Origin of the sequence: Denitromonas halophila (assembly GCF_007625155.1) — a bacterium.
Taxonomy (GTDB): domain Bacteria; phylum Pseudomonadota; class Gammaproteobacteria; order Burkholderiales; family Rhodocyclaceae; genus Nitrogeniibacter; species Nitrogeniibacter halophilus.
On sequence record NZ_VMNK01000007.1, the window covers coordinates 24,531 to 40,104 of the forward strand.

Sequence of the window (15,574 nt, forward strand, 5' to 3'; positions counted from 1 at the left end):
CCTCATGAGTACCGAAACCGAACTCAAACTCGCCCTCGCCCCCGATGCGATCCGCGCCCTGCGTCGCCATCCGCTGGTCACCGGCGCCGAAAAACTCGGCAACGCACAAACCCTGATCAACACCTATTTCGACACCGCCGAGCTGACCCTGCACAAGGCGCGCATCGCCGTGCGCACCCGCAAGCAAGGCAACACCTGGCTGCAGACCATCAAGTGCGCGGCAAACTCGGCCGGCGGTCTCTCGTCGCGCCCCGAGTGGGAACAGCCCTACAGCGCCGAGTTCGATTTCTCGCAGATAGACGCCCCACCCGTGCGCAAGCGGCTCGAGGCCCTCGCCGGCGAGATCCAGCCGGTGTTCACCACCACTTTCAAGCGCGAAACCCGACGGCTGACGCCCTCGCCCGAGGTTGAAGTGCTGATGATGATCGACCAGGGCCAGATCGACGCCGGCGAGCGGCAAGCACCGATCAGCGAAGTCGAGCTGGAGCTGGTCCGCGGCAACGCGCAAGACCTCTTCTCCATCGCCGGCACACTGGCCGAGCGCGTGGCCCTGATGCCCACCGACCGCAGCAAGGCCGAGCGCGGCTACCGCCTGTTTCTCGATACACCCGACGCTCCGCGGCAAGCGGCCAAGTCGGCGATTCACGCCAAACAGTCGCCCCTCGACGCTTTCCGCACCCTGGCCTTCGACAGCCTGCAGCAGTGGCAGGAAAACACCCTCGGCGCCCTGGTGCATGACGACCCGGAATATGTCCACCAGCTGCGCGTGGCGCTGCGCCGGCTGCGCTCACTGATCCGCCTGTTCGGCCCCGTCCTGCCCGACACCTTCGCCGAGCGCTGGACCGAAGTCTTGCGCGACACGGCCGCCGACCTCGGCGACACCCGCAATATCGACGTACTGCTGTCCGACATTCTCGACCCCGCCGAGCCCGAACCGCTGATGGGCGCCACGCTGACCGATCCGCTGCGCGCCCATGCACTCGCCCTGCGCGACGCCGCCCGCAGCGACGCACAGACCCGGCTGACCCACGCCGACCACGGCCAGCGCATTCTCGGTTTTGCCGCCGACATCCATCAGCTCAACGGCGACGCCCTCAACGCCGCCGCCGACCTCACCGCCTTTGCCCGGCTGCAACTGGCCACCCTGCGCAAACGCGCCCGCAAGCGCTTCACCACGGCCGACATTCTCGACCCCGATCAACTGCACGATCTGCGGGTCAGCCTCAAGCAACTGCGCTACGGCATCGAGTTCTTCCGGCCGCTGTTCGGCGGCAAGGACGTCAAACAATACCTGGCCGGCGTGCGTCAGGCACAGGCCGACCTGGGCTACCTGAACGACGCGGCCATCGCCCGCAGCCTGATGCTCGACTGGGCCGATCGCGAACCGGCGCTCATCGGCCCCGCCCACTTCACCATTGGCTGGCACGCCCCGCTGTACGCCCGCACACGGCGGCGCGTCCTGCTCGAAATCGAAGCCCTGCTGACGGGCAAAACCCCTTGGCGCGCCAGTCGCTGACGCCACCACCGAGGACACCATGGATTTGTTGTTGTGGCGCCACGCCGAAGCCGTTGACGGCACCCCCGACCTGACCCGCGAGCTCACCGAGCGCGGCCACAAACAGGCCAAGAAAATCGCGCAGTGGCTCAGCGAAAACCGCCCCAAACACCTGCGCACGCTGGTCAGCCCGTCGCTGCGTACGCGGCAGACGGTGGCTGCCTTTTCGGACAAATTCGAGATCGTGCCGGCGCTCGCGCCCGACATGGGTGTGCCGGACATCCTCGCCGCCACCGGCTGGCCCGAAGGCCGGGGTGCCGCACTGCTGGTCGGCCACCAACCCTCACTCGGCCGCCTGGCCGCCATGCTGCTATCGGGCAGCGAAACCGACTGGACGATCAAGAAAGGCGCGCTGTGGTGGTTCAGCAACCGCGTGCGCGACGGCGAAACCCAGACCGTGCTGCGCGCCGTGATCTCGCCCGACCTGCTGTAGAGTTTGGGGCGTGAACCCCGCCCTCATCCCCGAAGCCGTCCGCGCCCTTGGCGCCCACCCGCTGCGCACCCTGCTGGCCATGCTCGGCATGATCATCGGCGTGGGTGCGGTGGTGCTGATGCTGGCCATCGGCGACGGCGCGCGCGCCAAGGTGCAGGAGACCATCGACGCGCTGGGCAGCGACCTGTTTGTGGTTGTCTCCGGCGCACCCACGCTCGGCGGCCTGCGTTACGCCGCCGGCAGCGTGCCCACCCTCGACACCGATGACGCCGAATCCATTGCCCAACTGGGCAGCGTACTCGACACCGCCCCCACCCATTGGGGCAGCGCGCAATTGCAGTTTCGCGGCACCAACTGGCCGACCTCGGTGTATGGCAGCACGGCGGCCTTCCCGCTGGTGCGCAATTGGGATCTGGCCGCGGGGGAGTCCATCGACGACGCCGATGTGCGCGCCGCCCGCCGCAAGGTGGTGCTCGGTGCCACCGTGGCCACAGAATTGTTCGGCGCCAATTCACCCATCGGCGAGACGGTGCGCATCAACGGCCAACCCTTCGAGGTGCAGGGCGTGTTCCGCGCCAAAGGCCAGAGCCTGTCAGGCCGCGATCAGGATGATCTTGTATTCATTCCACTCACCACCGCGCAGCGCCAGCTCTTCGGCAGCCCCTTTCCCGGCGCGGTGCGCTTCATCTCCGCCAAGGCTCAGCCGGGGCGTCTGGCCGAAGCGATGAAAGACGTCGGCGCACTGCTGCGCCAGCGCCACCGCCTCAGCGGCGAGATGGAAGACGACTTCTCGGTGCGCGACCTCACCGCCCGCAATGAAGCGGCCGCCGAATCAGCCCGCGCCATGCGTCTGCTGCTCGGCGCGATTGCATCGGTGTCGTTACTGGTGGGGGGCATCGGCATCATGAACATCATGCTGGTGTCGGTCACCGAGCGTACCCGCGAGATCGGCATCCGCATGGCGGTCGGCGCGCGGCGGCGCGACATCCTCGGCCAATTTCTGCTCGAAACCCTGCTCATCTGCCTGATCGGCGGCGCGCTTGGGGCGGCCGCTGGCATCGGCGGTGCCTGGCTGGCCGCCACGCTGTTTGACATGACCGTGGTGGTCAGCGCCACGGCGGTGATCGTGGCTTTTGTGTTCGCCGCCAGCGTCGGCGTGTTCTTCGGCTACTATCCCGCCCGCAAGGCCGCCGCCTTGCCGCCGGCCGAGGCGCTGCGCGCGGTCTGATTCGCCCCGATGTGCGCCGCCGGGCAGGCGCCGGACGGGCTTGATATTGCCGCCTGCACGCTTCATATTGCTATGCTCGCCATTTTGGCCGCGACCGATCTCGCCCCCGGACTTCTTGATGATCAAGCGCTTCCTCCCCTCCCATGAAAGCATCAAAGGCCACCGCCTGTTGCGCTGGGTCGGGCCGCGCCTGCACGATCCCTCGCTGTGGCGGATCAATCGCCACACGGTGGCCAAGGCGGTGGCAATCGGGGCATTTTTCGGGCTGATGATTCCGGTGGCGCAGATTCCCGCGGCGGTCATCGTGTCGCTGTCGCTACGCGCCAATCTCTGGATCGCCGCGGTCAGCACCCTGATCAGCAATCCGCTCACCTACGCGCCGCTGTACTACTTTGCCTACCATCTGGGCGCCGGTCTGCTGGGCATTGCCCCCAAGCCCGAAGAGGCCACACCACCGGTGTATGAAAGCTTCGGCGCATGGTTTGAGCACGCCTGGACCTGGCTGTCGGGTATTGGTCAGCCCTTGCTGCTAGGCATGTTATTGATGGCGATTGTCGGTGCCATCTGCGGGTATGTGCTCACCCAAGCGGCGTGGCGCTGGCGCGTTCTGCGCAAACGGCGCATCAGCCTGCGCGCCAGAATGGTGATCTAAACGACCGTTTGTCCCTTCCGCAGTGCACAAATTACAACCTTTGTACTAGACTGGAACGCTCAACACGATTTGGAACGGCACATCGCCGTTGCACGGTGGCGTATATGGACGAGAACCCCGCAGAGGGTACCCGACGGGTCATTAACAACCGATTACGGGTGTATTACGGCGGTTACTGGATCAAGGTCTACGACCCGCCCGAAGACACACTGGCCACCAAAAAGAAACTCATTGGTGCGCTGACCCGACGGTTGTTCAACCACGTCGAGCACGGTATCAATATCCCCGGCTTTCGCCTGGAGGCTGCACGCGCAGCCTATGAGGCCGAAACCAACGAGGCCATGCGCCGCGTCAAAGGCGGCATGCTGGCCGGCGCCCTGTTCAACCGCGCCGCCGATATCTTCACCAAGCTGGTCGAACTGCAGGCCCTGGGTGTCGACATCGGCCAGGAGAACCCGCTCATGCGCCAGTGTGGCGCCTGTCTGCAAAAAGCCCTGGAGCTGGGTCGCCTGGTCAATCACATCAGCGGCGAAGAGGGCATCGACGAGCTATGGGGCGAACCCTTCCGGGCATTCTCCATTCCGGTCGAAGACTTTTACGAGAGTCGCTACATCAAGATCGCGCAGGCCATGCGCGATATCGACAAAATCGCCACGGCAATGGTCCATGCCTTTACCTGCAACGGCATCTTTGCTGGCGTTGAACCCCTGGTTCACGCCTATGCCGAAGCCGCCCGCGAGAAGTGCGAGACCCTGCGTACCGACCCGGCCATTTTCGACATCTGGCCGGCCTTTGTGGTCGCAGGCGAGCAAATGAACGGCTTCACGCCCAAACTGCCAGCACGACCAATCCGCAGCCAGATTCGCAACGCCGACACCGGCGTGGAGTTGATGCGTGCCGGCACCGACCTGCTGATCTACATCACCCGCGCGCGCGTCCCGATGCCCAAGAGCACCCGCGAGTTTGTCGAAAAGTGCAACGCCTTTGCCGACCGCTGGGCAGAACCGGCCTGTCCGCCGGCTCGGGTGGCCTGAGTCTGCCGAATCACGACAGCCCGTTTAGCGCGCGCCGATAGCCGCAATGGTCACCGGCGCGCCGCGCCTTGAACCACCGTCGTTCAGACGATCACGCCGCCACCCAGACACACCTTGGATTCATACACCACCACGCTCTGCCCGGGCGTGAGCGCCCACTGGGGTTCAGCAAACGCAATTTCGACTTCGCCATTGCCGACGCGGTCGATCTCGCAGGGCTGGTCGGGCGTGCGATAGCGCGGCTTGGCGGTATACACCCAATGGGTGTGCGGATCGCGCCCGGCAATCCAGTTCAGCTCGGTGGCCACCAGTCGCTCGCGCAGCAAGGCCGGGTGTTCGTGGCCTTGTACCGCGTACAGCACATTGGTCGCCATGTCCTTTTTGGCCGCATACCAGGCGTCATGCTCGCCACCGGCGTCTTCCATGCCCTTGATGCCACCGATCATCAGCCCCTTGCGCTGACCGATGGTGTGATACATCAGGCCCTGGTGCTCGCCAAGCACGCGGTCGTCGTCCAGCGAGCGGATTTCACCCGGCTGGGTCGGCAAATAGCGACTGAGAAATTCGCGGAACGGGCGCTCGCCGATAAAGCAGATACCGGTCGAGTCCTTCTTGGCGTGCACATGCAGGCCCGCCGCCTCGGCCATGCGCCGCACCTCGCGCTTGTAGATATCGCCGAGCGGAAACAGCGTGCGCGACAGCTGCTGCTGATTGAGCCGGTACAGAAAGTAGCTCTGATCCTTGGTGCCGTCCTCGGCCTTGAGCAACTGGAACTCGCTGCGCCCGTCGCTGCGCCACTCGCGCACGCGGGCGTAATGACCGGTGGCGATCTTGTCGGCACCCAGCTGCATGGCGTGATCGAGAAAACAGCGGAACTTGATCTCGGAGTTACACAGGATGTCGGGGTTCGGCGTGCGCCCGGCCTGGTATTCCTTGAGGAAGTCGGCAAACACGCGGTCCTTGTACTCGGCCGAGAAGTTCACCACTTCGAGATCAATACCGATCACGTCGCACACCGAGGCCACGTCGACCAGATCCTGCCGGGTCGAGCAGTACTCATCGTCGTCATCGTCTTCCCAGTTCTTCATGAACAGGCCGACCACCTCGTAGCCCTGCTGCTTGAGCAACAGCGCCGCCACCGACGAATCCACCCCGCCGGACATGCCGACCACCACCTTCATCCCGTTCGGATCTTGCTTACTGGACATTCGGTCCTTCTCCATCGAGCCATTCCGCCAGCGGCAAGATCACCGCAGGCGTGCCATGGTCGTAAAACCAGGTATCAACTGCAAATTGGGCACCTGGGGAGCCCGTCGCCGCCACCGGCGGCACGGGCACATCGTTCAATACCTCGGCGCAATCACACAAAGCGAGCAAGGTCGGCACATGATCGGGAATCAAGGCCGGCGCCACCGGTTGCGGCGGAGGGGCAATTTCTTCTAGCACCGCGCCAAAATGCTGGAACAGCACCCCCGTCGTCCGCCGCACAGGCGGCATCAACTTGTGAAACCGCAAGGCGCCGCGCGCCTCGAGGATGCCGAGCAGACGCGTCGTTGAATTGGCGTGGTCGATACAGTCCATGCGGCCATAGACCCCGTCATCGGCATAGTTGCCGCCGCGATCTGCAAAAATGGGCGACTGTTTGCCCGCTTCGCGGTACATCCCGCCAACCACCTCGGCCAGAATGCTGCGCTCCTCGGCCGCGCTGCTCGCCGCAGCGAGTTGACGCTGCCACGACACCAGCGCCGTGTCCGAATAGCGCACCGCCGTCTCGGTGACGCAGCCATAGTTGTAGCAGATCGACACGTCCACCGAGGCGTGCGATGGCGCGCTCACCCACAGGGTCAGCATCGTCAAGGCAGGAGCACACCAGCGCATCATGATTCCGAATAGTGCCGCAATAAATCCAGCGACGCCCGCTGGCCGGCCAGATAATCATCCACACAACGCAACAGCAGCGGGCTGCGATGCCGCCCAACGGTGGCCACCATCTCGTCGCGGGTCATCCACACGGCGCGCACAATACCGGCGTCGAGCTGCCGCCCGGCAATCGCCTCGCCCACGCTGCCGCCAAAGGCAAAGCGCAGATAAGTGACCTCACCATCCGGCCGCGGCCATTGATAAATACCGACCAGATACTCGGGTGTAAATGGATGCGCCGTTTCCTCCAACGCCTCGCGCGCGGCCGCCTCGACCAGCGACTCACCCGCTTCCAGATGCCCCGCCGGCTGGTTGAAACGCAGCCCATCCGAGGTTTCTTCTTCGACCAGCAAGAAGCGACCATCGCGCTCGACAACCGCTGCCACCGTCACATTCGGTTTCCAGACCCGCTCCATGCACAGCCCCGACATTAAAGATGCGCATTTTAGCGCGGCCACAGCCAGCCACAAGTTGCGATAGAATTGCGCGATTCGTGTGCCCCATCCGAGGGCGCCGCTCAACACAACATTTCGCTGGAGACTTCAACATGTCCATGGCCGATCGCGACGGTTCTATTTGGTATGACGGCAAGATGGTGCCGTGGCGTGATGCCACCACCCACGTGCTGTCTCACTCGCTGCACTACGGTCTGGCGGTCTTTGAAGGCGTGCGCGCCTACGCCACCGCCCGCGGCCCGGCGATCTTTCGTCTGCGCGAGCACACCCAGCGCCTGATCAACTCCGGCAAGATCTACCACATGAACCTGCCCTACTCGCTCGACGAGCTGATGCAGGCGCAGATCGATGTGGTCAAGGCCAACAAGCTTGAGTCCTGCTACATGCGTCCGATCGCCTTCTACGGCTCGGAAAAAATGGGTATCTCCACCCGCGGCGCCACGGTGCACGTCGCCGTTGCCGCCTGGCCCTGGGGCGCCTATCTGGGTGAAGAAGGCCTGGAGAAAGGCATCCGGGTCAAGACCTCGTCCTACCAGCGCCACCATGTGAACGTCACCATGCCGCGCGCCAAGGTCTCAAGCACCTACGCCAACTCCATTCTGGCCAACCTCGAAGCCACGCAAGACGGTTACGACGAAGCGCTGCTGCTCGACGTGCAAGGCTTTGTCGCCGAAGGCGCAGGCGAGAACCTCTTCGTCATCAAGGACGGCAAGATCTACGAGCCCGAAATTGCCTCGGCACTGACCGGCATCACGCGTGACTCAGTCATTCGCGTGGCCCGCGAGTTCGGCCTCGAAGTCCAGTCCCGCCGCTTGACCCGCGACGACATCTACATCGCCGACGAGGCCTTCTTCACCGGTACCGCCGCCGAAGTCACCCCGATCCGCGAGCTCGACAACCGCGTCATCGGCGCCGGCAAGCGTGGCCCGATCACTGAAAAGATTCAGGCCCGCTTCTTCGAGATCGTCAATGGCCGTGCGCCCGAATACGACGACTGGCTCACTTACGTTTGATTTCACGAGAGACTCATCATGGCTGACAACAAGGACGCCTTCCGCCGCATCGACGTCACCGCCAAGGATCTGCCGCTGCACTGCCCGCAACCGGGCGCGCCGCTGTGGGCCCGCCACCCACGCGTATTTCTCGACGTACTGACCGAAGGCGAAGTGTGCTGCCCCTACTGCAGCGCCACCTATGTCTTTACCGGCGAACGCCCCAAAGGTCACCACTGACCGGTAGCCAGTCAGGCGGCGCACCGCCGCCTGACTGGCACTTTCGAACGCCCGAAGGAATTCCCACGTGTCCGACACCGCGTTCACCTCACCGCAAGAGGTTGAGGTCGCTTTCTATGCTGCGCTCGCCCGCGCCGATCTGGATGCCATGATGGCCGTCTGGTGCGACGACGAAGAAGTCGTCTGCGTGCACCCCGGCGCGCCTCGCGTCGTCGGCCTGGCCGCCGTGCGCAACACCTGGCAGCAACTGTTCTCCGACGGCCCGCGCCTGAAGATCGAAGTCACCCAGCAGGTGGTCTCGGCCGGCACCGTCATGGCCATGCACAGCGTGCTGCAGCATGTGCAGATCGATGGTGACGACGAACTGCATCCGCCCATCGTCGCCACCAACATCTTCATTCGTGGTGCCAAGGGCTGGCGCCTGCTGGCGCATCACGCCTCGCCCACGCCCGACCTGCACGCCGGTGACCCCGATGCGCCAATGCTGGTGCATTGAGACCTGCGCCATGCCAGGATGACCCACCGGCTCGCATGAATCCCGGCACCTACCACGCGCCCGCCTGGCTCCCCGGCGGCCACCTGCAAACCATCTGGCCGCTGGCGCGCATGCCGCGCACGCCCAACTACACCCGCGTGCGCTGGGAAACCCCCGACGGCGACTTCATCCATGCCGACTGGCTACCGCTGCAAGAGCGTGCCCCCCTGGTGGTGCTCTTCCACGGGCTGGAAGGCTCCAGCCAGTCACACTATGCGCGCGCCCTCATGCATACGCTGGCCGCCAGCGGCTGGAACGGCGTGGTGCCGCACTTTCGCGGCTGCTCCGGCCGACCCAACCGCCTGCTGCGCGCCTACCACTCCGGCGACAGCGCCGAGATCGGCTGGATTCTTGCCCGCATCGCGTCGCGCTATCACCACGGGCCCATCTTCGCCGTCGGCGTCTCGCTGGGCGGCAATGCGCTGCTCAAATGGCTGGGTGAGCAAGGCGACGCGGCCAGCCATCACATCGCTGGCGCCGCCGCCATCTGCCCGCCGCTCGATCTGACCGTCTCCGGCATGGCGCTCGGCCAGGGCTTCAACCGCATCTACACCCAGCGCTTTTTGCGCACGCTCAAAGCCAAAGCGCTCGACAAGATCGCCATCCACAAGGCCGCGCTCGACGTCGAACGCATCCGCAAGGCGCGCACCCTGTACGAATTCGACGATGCCTTTACCGCCCCGGTGCATGGCTTCAACGGCGTACTCGACTACTGGTCGCGCGCCTCCAGCCGCCCCTGGCTCAAGCACATCACCACCCCCACGCTGCTGCTCAACGCCCGCAACGACCCCTTCGTACCGCCCGCCGCCTTGCCGCTGCCGGGCGACTGCGCCCGCGCCGTCAAGCAGGAATTGCCCGAAGGCGGCGGCCATGTCGGCTTCCTGAGCGGCCGCTTTCCCGGCTCGCTCGGTTGGCTTCCCGAACGGCTGATCAGCGGTTTCGAGCGCCTCGCTCGCCGCACGACGTGACCCATTCGTCACACGAAATCAGCACAAATCCGGGATAATTGCGCCAACCCTTTCCATTCATTCAGCATCTCCGGACATCTCATGCAACTTGCTCCCGAAATTTTCAAGGCCTACGACATCCGCGGCATCATCGACAAATCGCTGACGCCGGATGTCGCCCGCGCCATCGGCCACGCCCTCGGCTCCGAAGCCCGCGCCCGCAACCTCAAAAGCATCGCCGTCGGTCGCGACGGCCGCCTGTCCGGTCCGTCGCTGGCCGGCGCCCTGGCCGAAGGCATCTGCGCCGCCGGCGTGGATGTGATCGACATCGGCTGCGTGCCCACGCCGCTCACCTATTTCGCCGCCTACCACCTCAATGCCGACGGCTGCGTCAGCGTCACCGGCAGTCACAACCCGCCCGACTACAACGGCTTCAAGATGGTGCTCGGCGGCCAGACTCTGTTCGGCGAGCTGATCCAGGATCTGCGCAAACGCATCGAAACTGGCAACCTCGCGCACGGCACCGGCACGGTGCGTCAGGCCGAGGTGATCGACGCCTATCTCGACCGCGTGCTCGGCGACGTGCGCCTCGCCCGCCCGATGAAGATCGTCATCGACTGCGGCAACGGCGTGGCCGGCGCGGTCGCACCACAGCTGTTCGCCCGCCTCGGCTGCGAAGTGACCGAACTGTTCTGCGAGGTCGATGGCAACTTCCCCAACCATCACCCCGACCCGTCGAAGCCCGAGAACCTGCAGGACGTCATCCGCGCCCTGCGCGAGACCGACGCCGAACTCGGCCTGGCCTTCGACGGCGACGGCGACCGCCTCGGCGTGGTCACCAAGGACGGGCAGATCATCTACCCCGACCGCCAGCTCATGCTCTTCGCCGCCGACGTGCTCTCGCGTGTGCCGGGCGGCCAGATCATTTACGACGTCAAATGCACCCGCAACCTGGCCGGCTGGATTCGCCAGCACGGCGGCGAGCCGCTGATGTGGAACACCGGCCACGCGCTGGTCAAGGCCAAGCTCAAGGAAACCGGCGCCCCGCTGGCCGGCGAGATGAGCGGCCATGTGTTCTTCAAGGAACGCTGGTACGGCTTCGACGACGGCCTCTACACCGGCGCCCGCCTGCTCGAGATCCTCTCCGCCCGGCCGGACGCCAACGCCGCGCTCACCGAGCTGCCCGATGCGCTCAGCACCCCCGAGCTGAACCTCAAAATGGCCGAAGGTGAGCCCTTTGAGCTGGTGCGTCGCCTGCGCGAACAGGCCGCATTCGACGGCGCCAACGAGGTCATCACCATTGACGGCGTGCGCGTCGAGTACGCCGACGGCTTCGGTCTGGCGCGGCCGTCCAACACCACCCCCGTCGTCGTGCTGCGCTTCGAGGCCGATTCGCAAGCGGCCATCGAGCGTATTCAGGCGGCCTTCCGCAGCGCGATCGATGCCGTCTGGCCGGGGCTGGCGCTGCCGTTCTGAACAGCCCCCCCCAAGCGCAGCTGATCGACACGCCACGGCTTGAGCCGGCGCGCCACGCGCCGGCTCAAGCCGTCAACATTCTGGCGCCCCTTTTTTCGCCACGCCCCACTCGCATCTGTCATGAATGTGTGGCATGATCCGCCGCATGTGATCTGGTGTCCCTTGGCGAAAGCCATGGGATTAAACGGGAAGTCGGTGAGTTTTCAGGCCTTTGGCCAAAACAATCCCGACACTGCCCCCGCAACGGTGAACGAGTCAAACATCGCAACATGCCACTGTGCCACTGCACGGGAAGGCGCGATGCCGGCGCAACAGCGCTACTCGTGAGTCCGGAGACCGGCCCGACGCAGACGAGCGGCATCGCGGCGGGCGATCCAGCGGGCATCCGGCACTTCACACCGGTTTCTGCCATCTGAAATCCTCTGCATGTCGTAACGATCCACTTTGCACGCGGGTGAGCGTGCGGAGAGACACATGACGCCTGCAGATTCGCCGACCGCAGTCCACCACTGCCCGGCCCTCCTGATCAGCGCTCCGGCCTCTGGCCAGGGCAAAACCACCGCCACCGCCGCGCTGGCCCAATGGCATCGTCGCCAGGGCCGCCGGGTGCGCGTGTTCAAGACCGGTCCCGACTTCCTCGACCCGACCATCCTGGCCCAGGCCAGCGGCCACCCGGTGTATCAACTCGATCTGTGGATGGGTGGCGAGGCGCACTGCCGACAGCTGCTGCATGCTGCGGCGGCGGAATCGGACCTGATCCTGGTCGAAGGCGTCATGGGCCTGCACGACGGCATCGCCTCCAGCGCCGCACTGGCCGAGACGCTGGGCCTGCCTGTGCTCGCTGTCATTGACGGCTCGGCCATGGCGCAGACCTTCGGCGCCATCGCACTCGGCCTGGCAAGCTATCGCCCCACACTGAATTTTTTCGGCGTACTCGCCAACCGCGTCGGCAGCGCCGGCCACGCCGAGATGCTGCGCGAGAGCCTGCCGGACGACATCGTCTGGCTCGGTGCCCTGCCGCGCAACGAAGCGGCCGCCCTGCCCTCGCGTCACCTCGGGCTGGTACAGGCCGACGAAGTGCGCGACCTCGCGCAGCGCATCGACCGCGCCGCCGACGCGCTGGACGCGGTCAATCCGCCGCTACCGGCCCCGGTCGCTTTCAGCGCACCTGCGCAGCCGGCGATCCCGCGCCAGCTTGAGGGCGTCACCATCGCCATCGCCCGCGACGCCGCCTTTGCCTTTCTTTACCCCGCCAACCTCGACACCCTGCGCGCGCTCGGCGCCGAGCTGATCTTTTTCTCGCCACTCGAAGACGCCGGCCTGCCCCGAGCCGACGCCCTCTACCTGCCCGGCGGCTACCCCGAACTTCACCTCCAAGCGCTTGCCACCAATCACAGCTTCAGCCGCGCGGTGCGCGCACATCATCGGGCGGGCAAACCCATCGTCGCCGAATGCGGCGGCCTGCTGGCCCTGCTCGACACGCTCACCGACCACGACGGCCATACCGCGGAGCTGATCGGTCTGCTCCCCGGCAAGGCGCGCATGGCCAAACGCCTGGTCAACCTCGGCATGCACAGCGTGCTGCTGCCCGAGGGCGAAGTACGCGGCCATACCTTTCACCATGCCCAGGCGAACTGCCTGCGCGAGCAAAGCGAGCACAGCATCGCCCAACGTCACAACGGCACCCCCGAGCCGATCTGGCGCGACGGGCGACTGTTCGCCTCGTTCCTGCACCTGTACTTCCCATCCAATCCGGTCGCCATCGCGGCCTTGTTCAACCCTCAGTCCTCTTAAACCCCAGGAGTCATCATGCATATCGAACCCGGCATGCTCGCGCAAGCCAAGATCCTCTTCGCCTCCGTATCGGCCAGCGGCGTTCTCGCCGCCCATGCCATCGGTCTTTTCAGGCAGCCCGCACTGATCCTGCGCACCGTGCTCGCCGCGGTGTTCTTCTCCCTGTGCATGCAGAGTTTTCACGTGCCGATCGGTCCGTCCGAGCTGCATTTTGTCGGCGCCATGCCGATCTACCTGACCCTCGGCTTCGTGCCCACCGTGCTCGGCTTCGGCCTCGGCCTGCTGGTGCAAGGCCTGCTGTTCGAGCCGGCCGATCTGCTGCACCTGGGCGTCAATACCCTCTCGCTGGCCGTGCCGCTGATGGTGCTGCACCACACCGTCGGCAAGCGCATCCGGACGCTGAGCGTGGCCAACATCCTCAAGCTCGACGCCATCTACTACAGCGGCGTCACCGTCATGGTCGGCTTCTGGCTCATGCTGGGCGAAGTGGCCACGCCGCTAGCCGCCTGGGGCACGTTTGCCGCGTCCTACCTGGCCATCGTCGCCATCGAGCCGCTGCTCACGATGGCCACCGTGCGTCTGCTGCAACGCCACGCCGACCGCCCGGCGATACGCCTGTGCTTCGACCTCGCAGGCCGCGCATGACGGGAACGGTATGGTTCGTCGGCGCCGGTCCGGGTGACCCGGACCTGATCACCGTCAAGGGCCGCGGTTTGCTTGAGCAGGCCGGCGCGGTGCTGTTCGCCGGCTCGCTGGTCGACCGCGCCGCCACCCGCTTCACGCCGGCCGGCTGCGAGATCCGCGACTCCAAGGGCATGACGCTGGAGCAGATCTGCGCCTGGCTGATCGACGCCGCCGCGCGCCACGCCGTGGTGGTGCGCCTGCAGACTGGCGACCCCGGGCTGTACGGCGCGCTCACCGAGATGACCCGCCCGCTCGACACCGCCGCCGTGCCCTGGGCGGTGGTGCCGGGCGTGTCCTCAGCCATGGCCGCGGCCGCGGCCGCCGGCGAGACGCTGACCCTGCCGGAAGTGACGCAAACGGTGATCCTCACCCGCGTGGCCGGGCGCACGCCCATGCCCGCCGGCGAAGACCTCGCCGCGCTCGCCGCGCACCGCAGCACGCTGTGCATCTTCCTGTCGATCACCCTGCTCGACACCGTGCAGGCCGAATTGCGCGCCGCCGGCTGGCCAGAGGACGCACCCATCGTGGTGGTGCAAAAGGCCAGCTGGCCGGGCGCGGAAACCATCGTGCGCGGCACGCTGGCCGATATCGCCACCCGCTGCGCCGAGGCCGGCATCACCCGCCAGGCCATGATCATCGCCAGCCCGGCGCTGGGCGCCCGCCACTGGCCGGACATCGCCCGCAGCAAGCTCTACGACCCCCGCTTCAGCCACCGCTTCCGCCGCGCCAGCGCGGCCGAGGACACCCCATGAATGACACCACCGTCCTGCTCGTCGGCCACGGCTCGCGCAACCCGGCCGGCAATGCCGAAATCGAACGCTTCGCCGCGCAATGGCGCGCCCGCCGGCCCGGATGGCGCATCGAAGTGTGCTTTATCGAGTACGCCGAGGTGCTGCTCGATGCCGGCCTCGACCGTGCCGCGCACAATGCCCGCCGCGTCATCACCCTGCCCTTCATCCTCAACGCCGCCGGCCATGTGAAGATGGAGCTGCCGGCCGCCATCGAACGCGCCCGCCAGCGCCACCGGGGCGTGCACTTCGCCTGCGCGCGCCACCTCGGCATGGGTCGCGAGATCCTCGGCGTGCTGCAAGCCCAGCTCGACCGCCTGATGGCCGAGCTGCACCACCCGGACCCGCGCACCACCGGCGTGATTCTGCTCGGCCGCGGCTCGTCCGACGCCGGCGCCAACGGCGAGCTGGCCAAGCTGGCACGCTGGTTGTTTGAGGACAGCGACCACGATCTGGTCGATCTCGCCTTCACCAGCATCACCTGGCCGCGCCTCGAATCGGTGGTGCAGCGCCAGGTGCGCCTGGGCATGTCGCAGATCGCCATCGTGCCGGTGTACCTTTTCAGCGGCGTGTTGATGGACCGCATCAACGCGCAGCTCGCCCGCCTGCGCCAGCAATACCCCGAGATCGCCTTCGCGCTCGGCGGCGCCTTCGGCTTCGACGCCGGCGTGTTCGAGCTGGTCGACGCCCGCGCCCTCGGCGCCGGGGCATCGGAGGGCGGCCTGCTCGAATGCGACGGCTGCAAGTACCGCCTCGCCGCCGAAGCCGAGCATCTGCACGACCACAGCCATACCCACACCGGCCATGGTCACGACCATCACCACCACGCACACGCCTGAGC

General features: G+C 66.1%; 17 protein-coding genes and 1 riboswitch. Of the genes, 14 read left to right on the forward strand and 3 right to left on the reverse strand.

The features are described from left to right. The first annotated feature begins 4 nt into the window (after nt 1–4). From FHP91_RS09580 to FHP91_RS09600, 5 genes are all read left to right on the forward strand, one after another. The gene (locus FHP91_RS09580; protein ID WP_144309381.1) at nt 5–1,516 is read left to right on the forward strand and encodes a CYTH and CHAD domain-containing protein; all 1,512 of its coding nucleotides are present in this window, start codon (nt 5–7) and stop codon (nt 1,514–1,516) included. A gap of 19 nt (nt 1,517–1,535) precedes the next feature. Next, nucleotides 1,536–1,988 carry a SixA phosphatase family protein gene (locus FHP91_RS09585; protein WP_144309382.1) on the forward strand — a complete coding sequence of 151 codons (453 nt, stop codon included), beginning with the start codon at nt 1,536–1,538 and terminating at the stop codon, nt 1,986–1,988. A 10-nt stretch (nt 1,989–1,998) separates the two neighbouring features. Further along, nucleotides 1,999–3,216 carry an ABC transporter permease gene (locus FHP91_RS09590; protein WP_144309383.1) on the forward strand — a complete coding sequence of 406 codons (1,218 nt, stop codon included), beginning with the start codon at nt 1,999–2,001 and terminating at the stop codon, nt 3,214–3,216. 118 nt (nt 3,217–3,334) lie between these two features. Then, entirely contained in the window at nt 3,335–3,868 is a 534-nt protein-coding gene (locus FHP91_RS09595; protein WP_144309384.1) for a DUF2062 domain-containing protein, read from the forward strand. Nucleotides 3,869–3,972: 104 nt separating this feature from the next. After that, nucleotides 3,973–4,902, forward strand: coding sequence for a hypothetical protein (locus FHP91_RS09600; protein WP_144309385.1), 930 nt, complete (start codon nt 3,973–3,975; stop codon nt 4,900–4,902). A gap of 83 nt (nt 4,903–4,985) precedes the next feature. Here FHP91_RS09600 and mnmA read toward each other — a convergent pair whose 3' ends face one another. From mnmA to FHP91_RS09615, 3 genes are read right to left on the reverse strand one after another with little or no spacing between them, the layout of a single operon-like run. Next, nucleotides 4,986–6,083, reverse strand: coding sequence for a tRNA 2-thiouridine(34) synthase MnmA (mnmA, locus tag FHP91_RS09605; RefSeq protein WP_144309575.1), 1,098 nt, complete (start codon nt 6,081–6,083; stop codon nt 4,986–4,988). A 16-nt stretch (nt 6,084–6,099) separates the two neighbouring features. Continuing rightward, nucleotides 6,100–6,753, reverse strand: coding sequence for a hypothetical protein (locus FHP91_RS09610; RefSeq protein WP_144309576.1), 654 nt, complete (start codon nt 6,751–6,753; stop codon nt 6,100–6,102). Nucleotides 6,754–6,779: 26 nt separating this feature from the next. After that, nucleotides 6,780–7,238, reverse strand: coding sequence for an NUDIX hydrolase (locus FHP91_RS09615; RefSeq protein ID WP_144309386.1), 459 nt, complete (start codon nt 7,236–7,238; stop codon nt 6,780–6,782). 131 nt (nt 7,239–7,369) lie between these two features. Here FHP91_RS09615 and FHP91_RS09620 point away from each other — a divergent pair, with 131 nt between their 5' ends. The 9 genes from FHP91_RS09620 to FHP91_RS09660 all read left to right on the forward strand — a co-directional run bounded on the left by FHP91_RS09620 (nt 7,370) and on the right by FHP91_RS09660 (nt 15,572). Beyond that, nucleotides 7,370–8,290 (forward strand): branched-chain amino acid transaminase, encoded by a 921-nt coding sequence (locus FHP91_RS09620; protein WP_144176502.1) that lies wholly within the window; start codon nt 7,370–7,372, stop codon nt 8,288–8,290. Between the two features lie 18 nt (nt 8,291–8,308). After that, entirely contained in the window at nt 8,309–8,509 is a 201-nt protein-coding gene (locus FHP91_RS09625) for a zinc-finger domain-containing protein (RefSeq protein WP_144176503.1), read from the forward strand. A gap of 67 nt (nt 8,510–8,576) precedes the next feature. Then, entirely contained in the window at nt 8,577–9,005 is a 429-nt protein-coding gene (locus FHP91_RS09630; protein WP_144309387.1) for a YybH family protein, read from the forward strand. Nucleotides 9,006–9,040: 35 nt separating this feature from the next. Beyond that, the gene (locus tag FHP91_RS09635) at nt 9,041–10,012 is read left to right on the forward strand and encodes a YheT family hydrolase (RefSeq protein ID WP_144309388.1); all 972 of its coding nucleotides are present in this window, start codon (nt 9,041–9,043) and stop codon (nt 10,010–10,012) included. An 81-nt stretch (nt 10,013–10,093) separates the two neighbouring features. Next, nucleotides 10,094–11,467, forward strand: coding sequence for a phosphomannomutase/phosphoglucomutase (locus FHP91_RS09640; RefSeq protein WP_144309389.1), 1,374 nt, complete (start codon nt 10,094–10,096; stop codon nt 11,465–11,467). 136 nt (nt 11,468–11,603) lie between these two features. Further along, a riboswitch (cobalamin riboswitch) is annotated at nt 11,604–11,826 on the forward strand. Nucleotides 11,827–11,941: 115 nt separating this feature from the next. Continuing rightward, a complete protein-coding gene (locus FHP91_RS09645; RefSeq protein WP_144309390.1) occupies nt 11,942–13,261 on the forward strand; it encodes a cobyrinate a,c-diamide synthase in 1,320 nt (439 codons plus the stop codon). 15 nt (nt 13,262–13,276) lie between these two features. After that, nucleotides 13,277–13,906 carry an energy-coupling factor ABC transporter permease gene (locus FHP91_RS09650; RefSeq protein ID WP_144309391.1) on the forward strand — a complete coding sequence of 210 codons (630 nt, stop codon included), beginning with the start codon at nt 13,277–13,279 and terminating at the stop codon, nt 13,904–13,906. Continuing rightward, on the forward strand, nt 13,903–14,697 hold the full coding sequence (gene cobM / locus FHP91_RS09655) for a precorrin-4 C(11)-methyltransferase (RefSeq protein WP_144309392.1): 795 nt from the start codon (nt 13,903–13,905) through the stop codon (nt 14,695–14,697). The genes FHP91_RS09650 and cobM overlap by 4 nt, the downstream gene beginning before the upstream one ends. Beyond that, nucleotides 14,694–15,572, forward strand: coding sequence for a sirohydrochlorin chelatase (locus FHP91_RS09660; RefSeq protein WP_144309393.1), 879 nt, complete (start codon nt 14,694–14,696; stop codon nt 15,570–15,572). Before cobM ends, FHP91_RS09660 begins: the two co-directional genes overlap by 4 nt. Nucleotides 15,573–15,574: the final 2 nt, after the last annotated feature.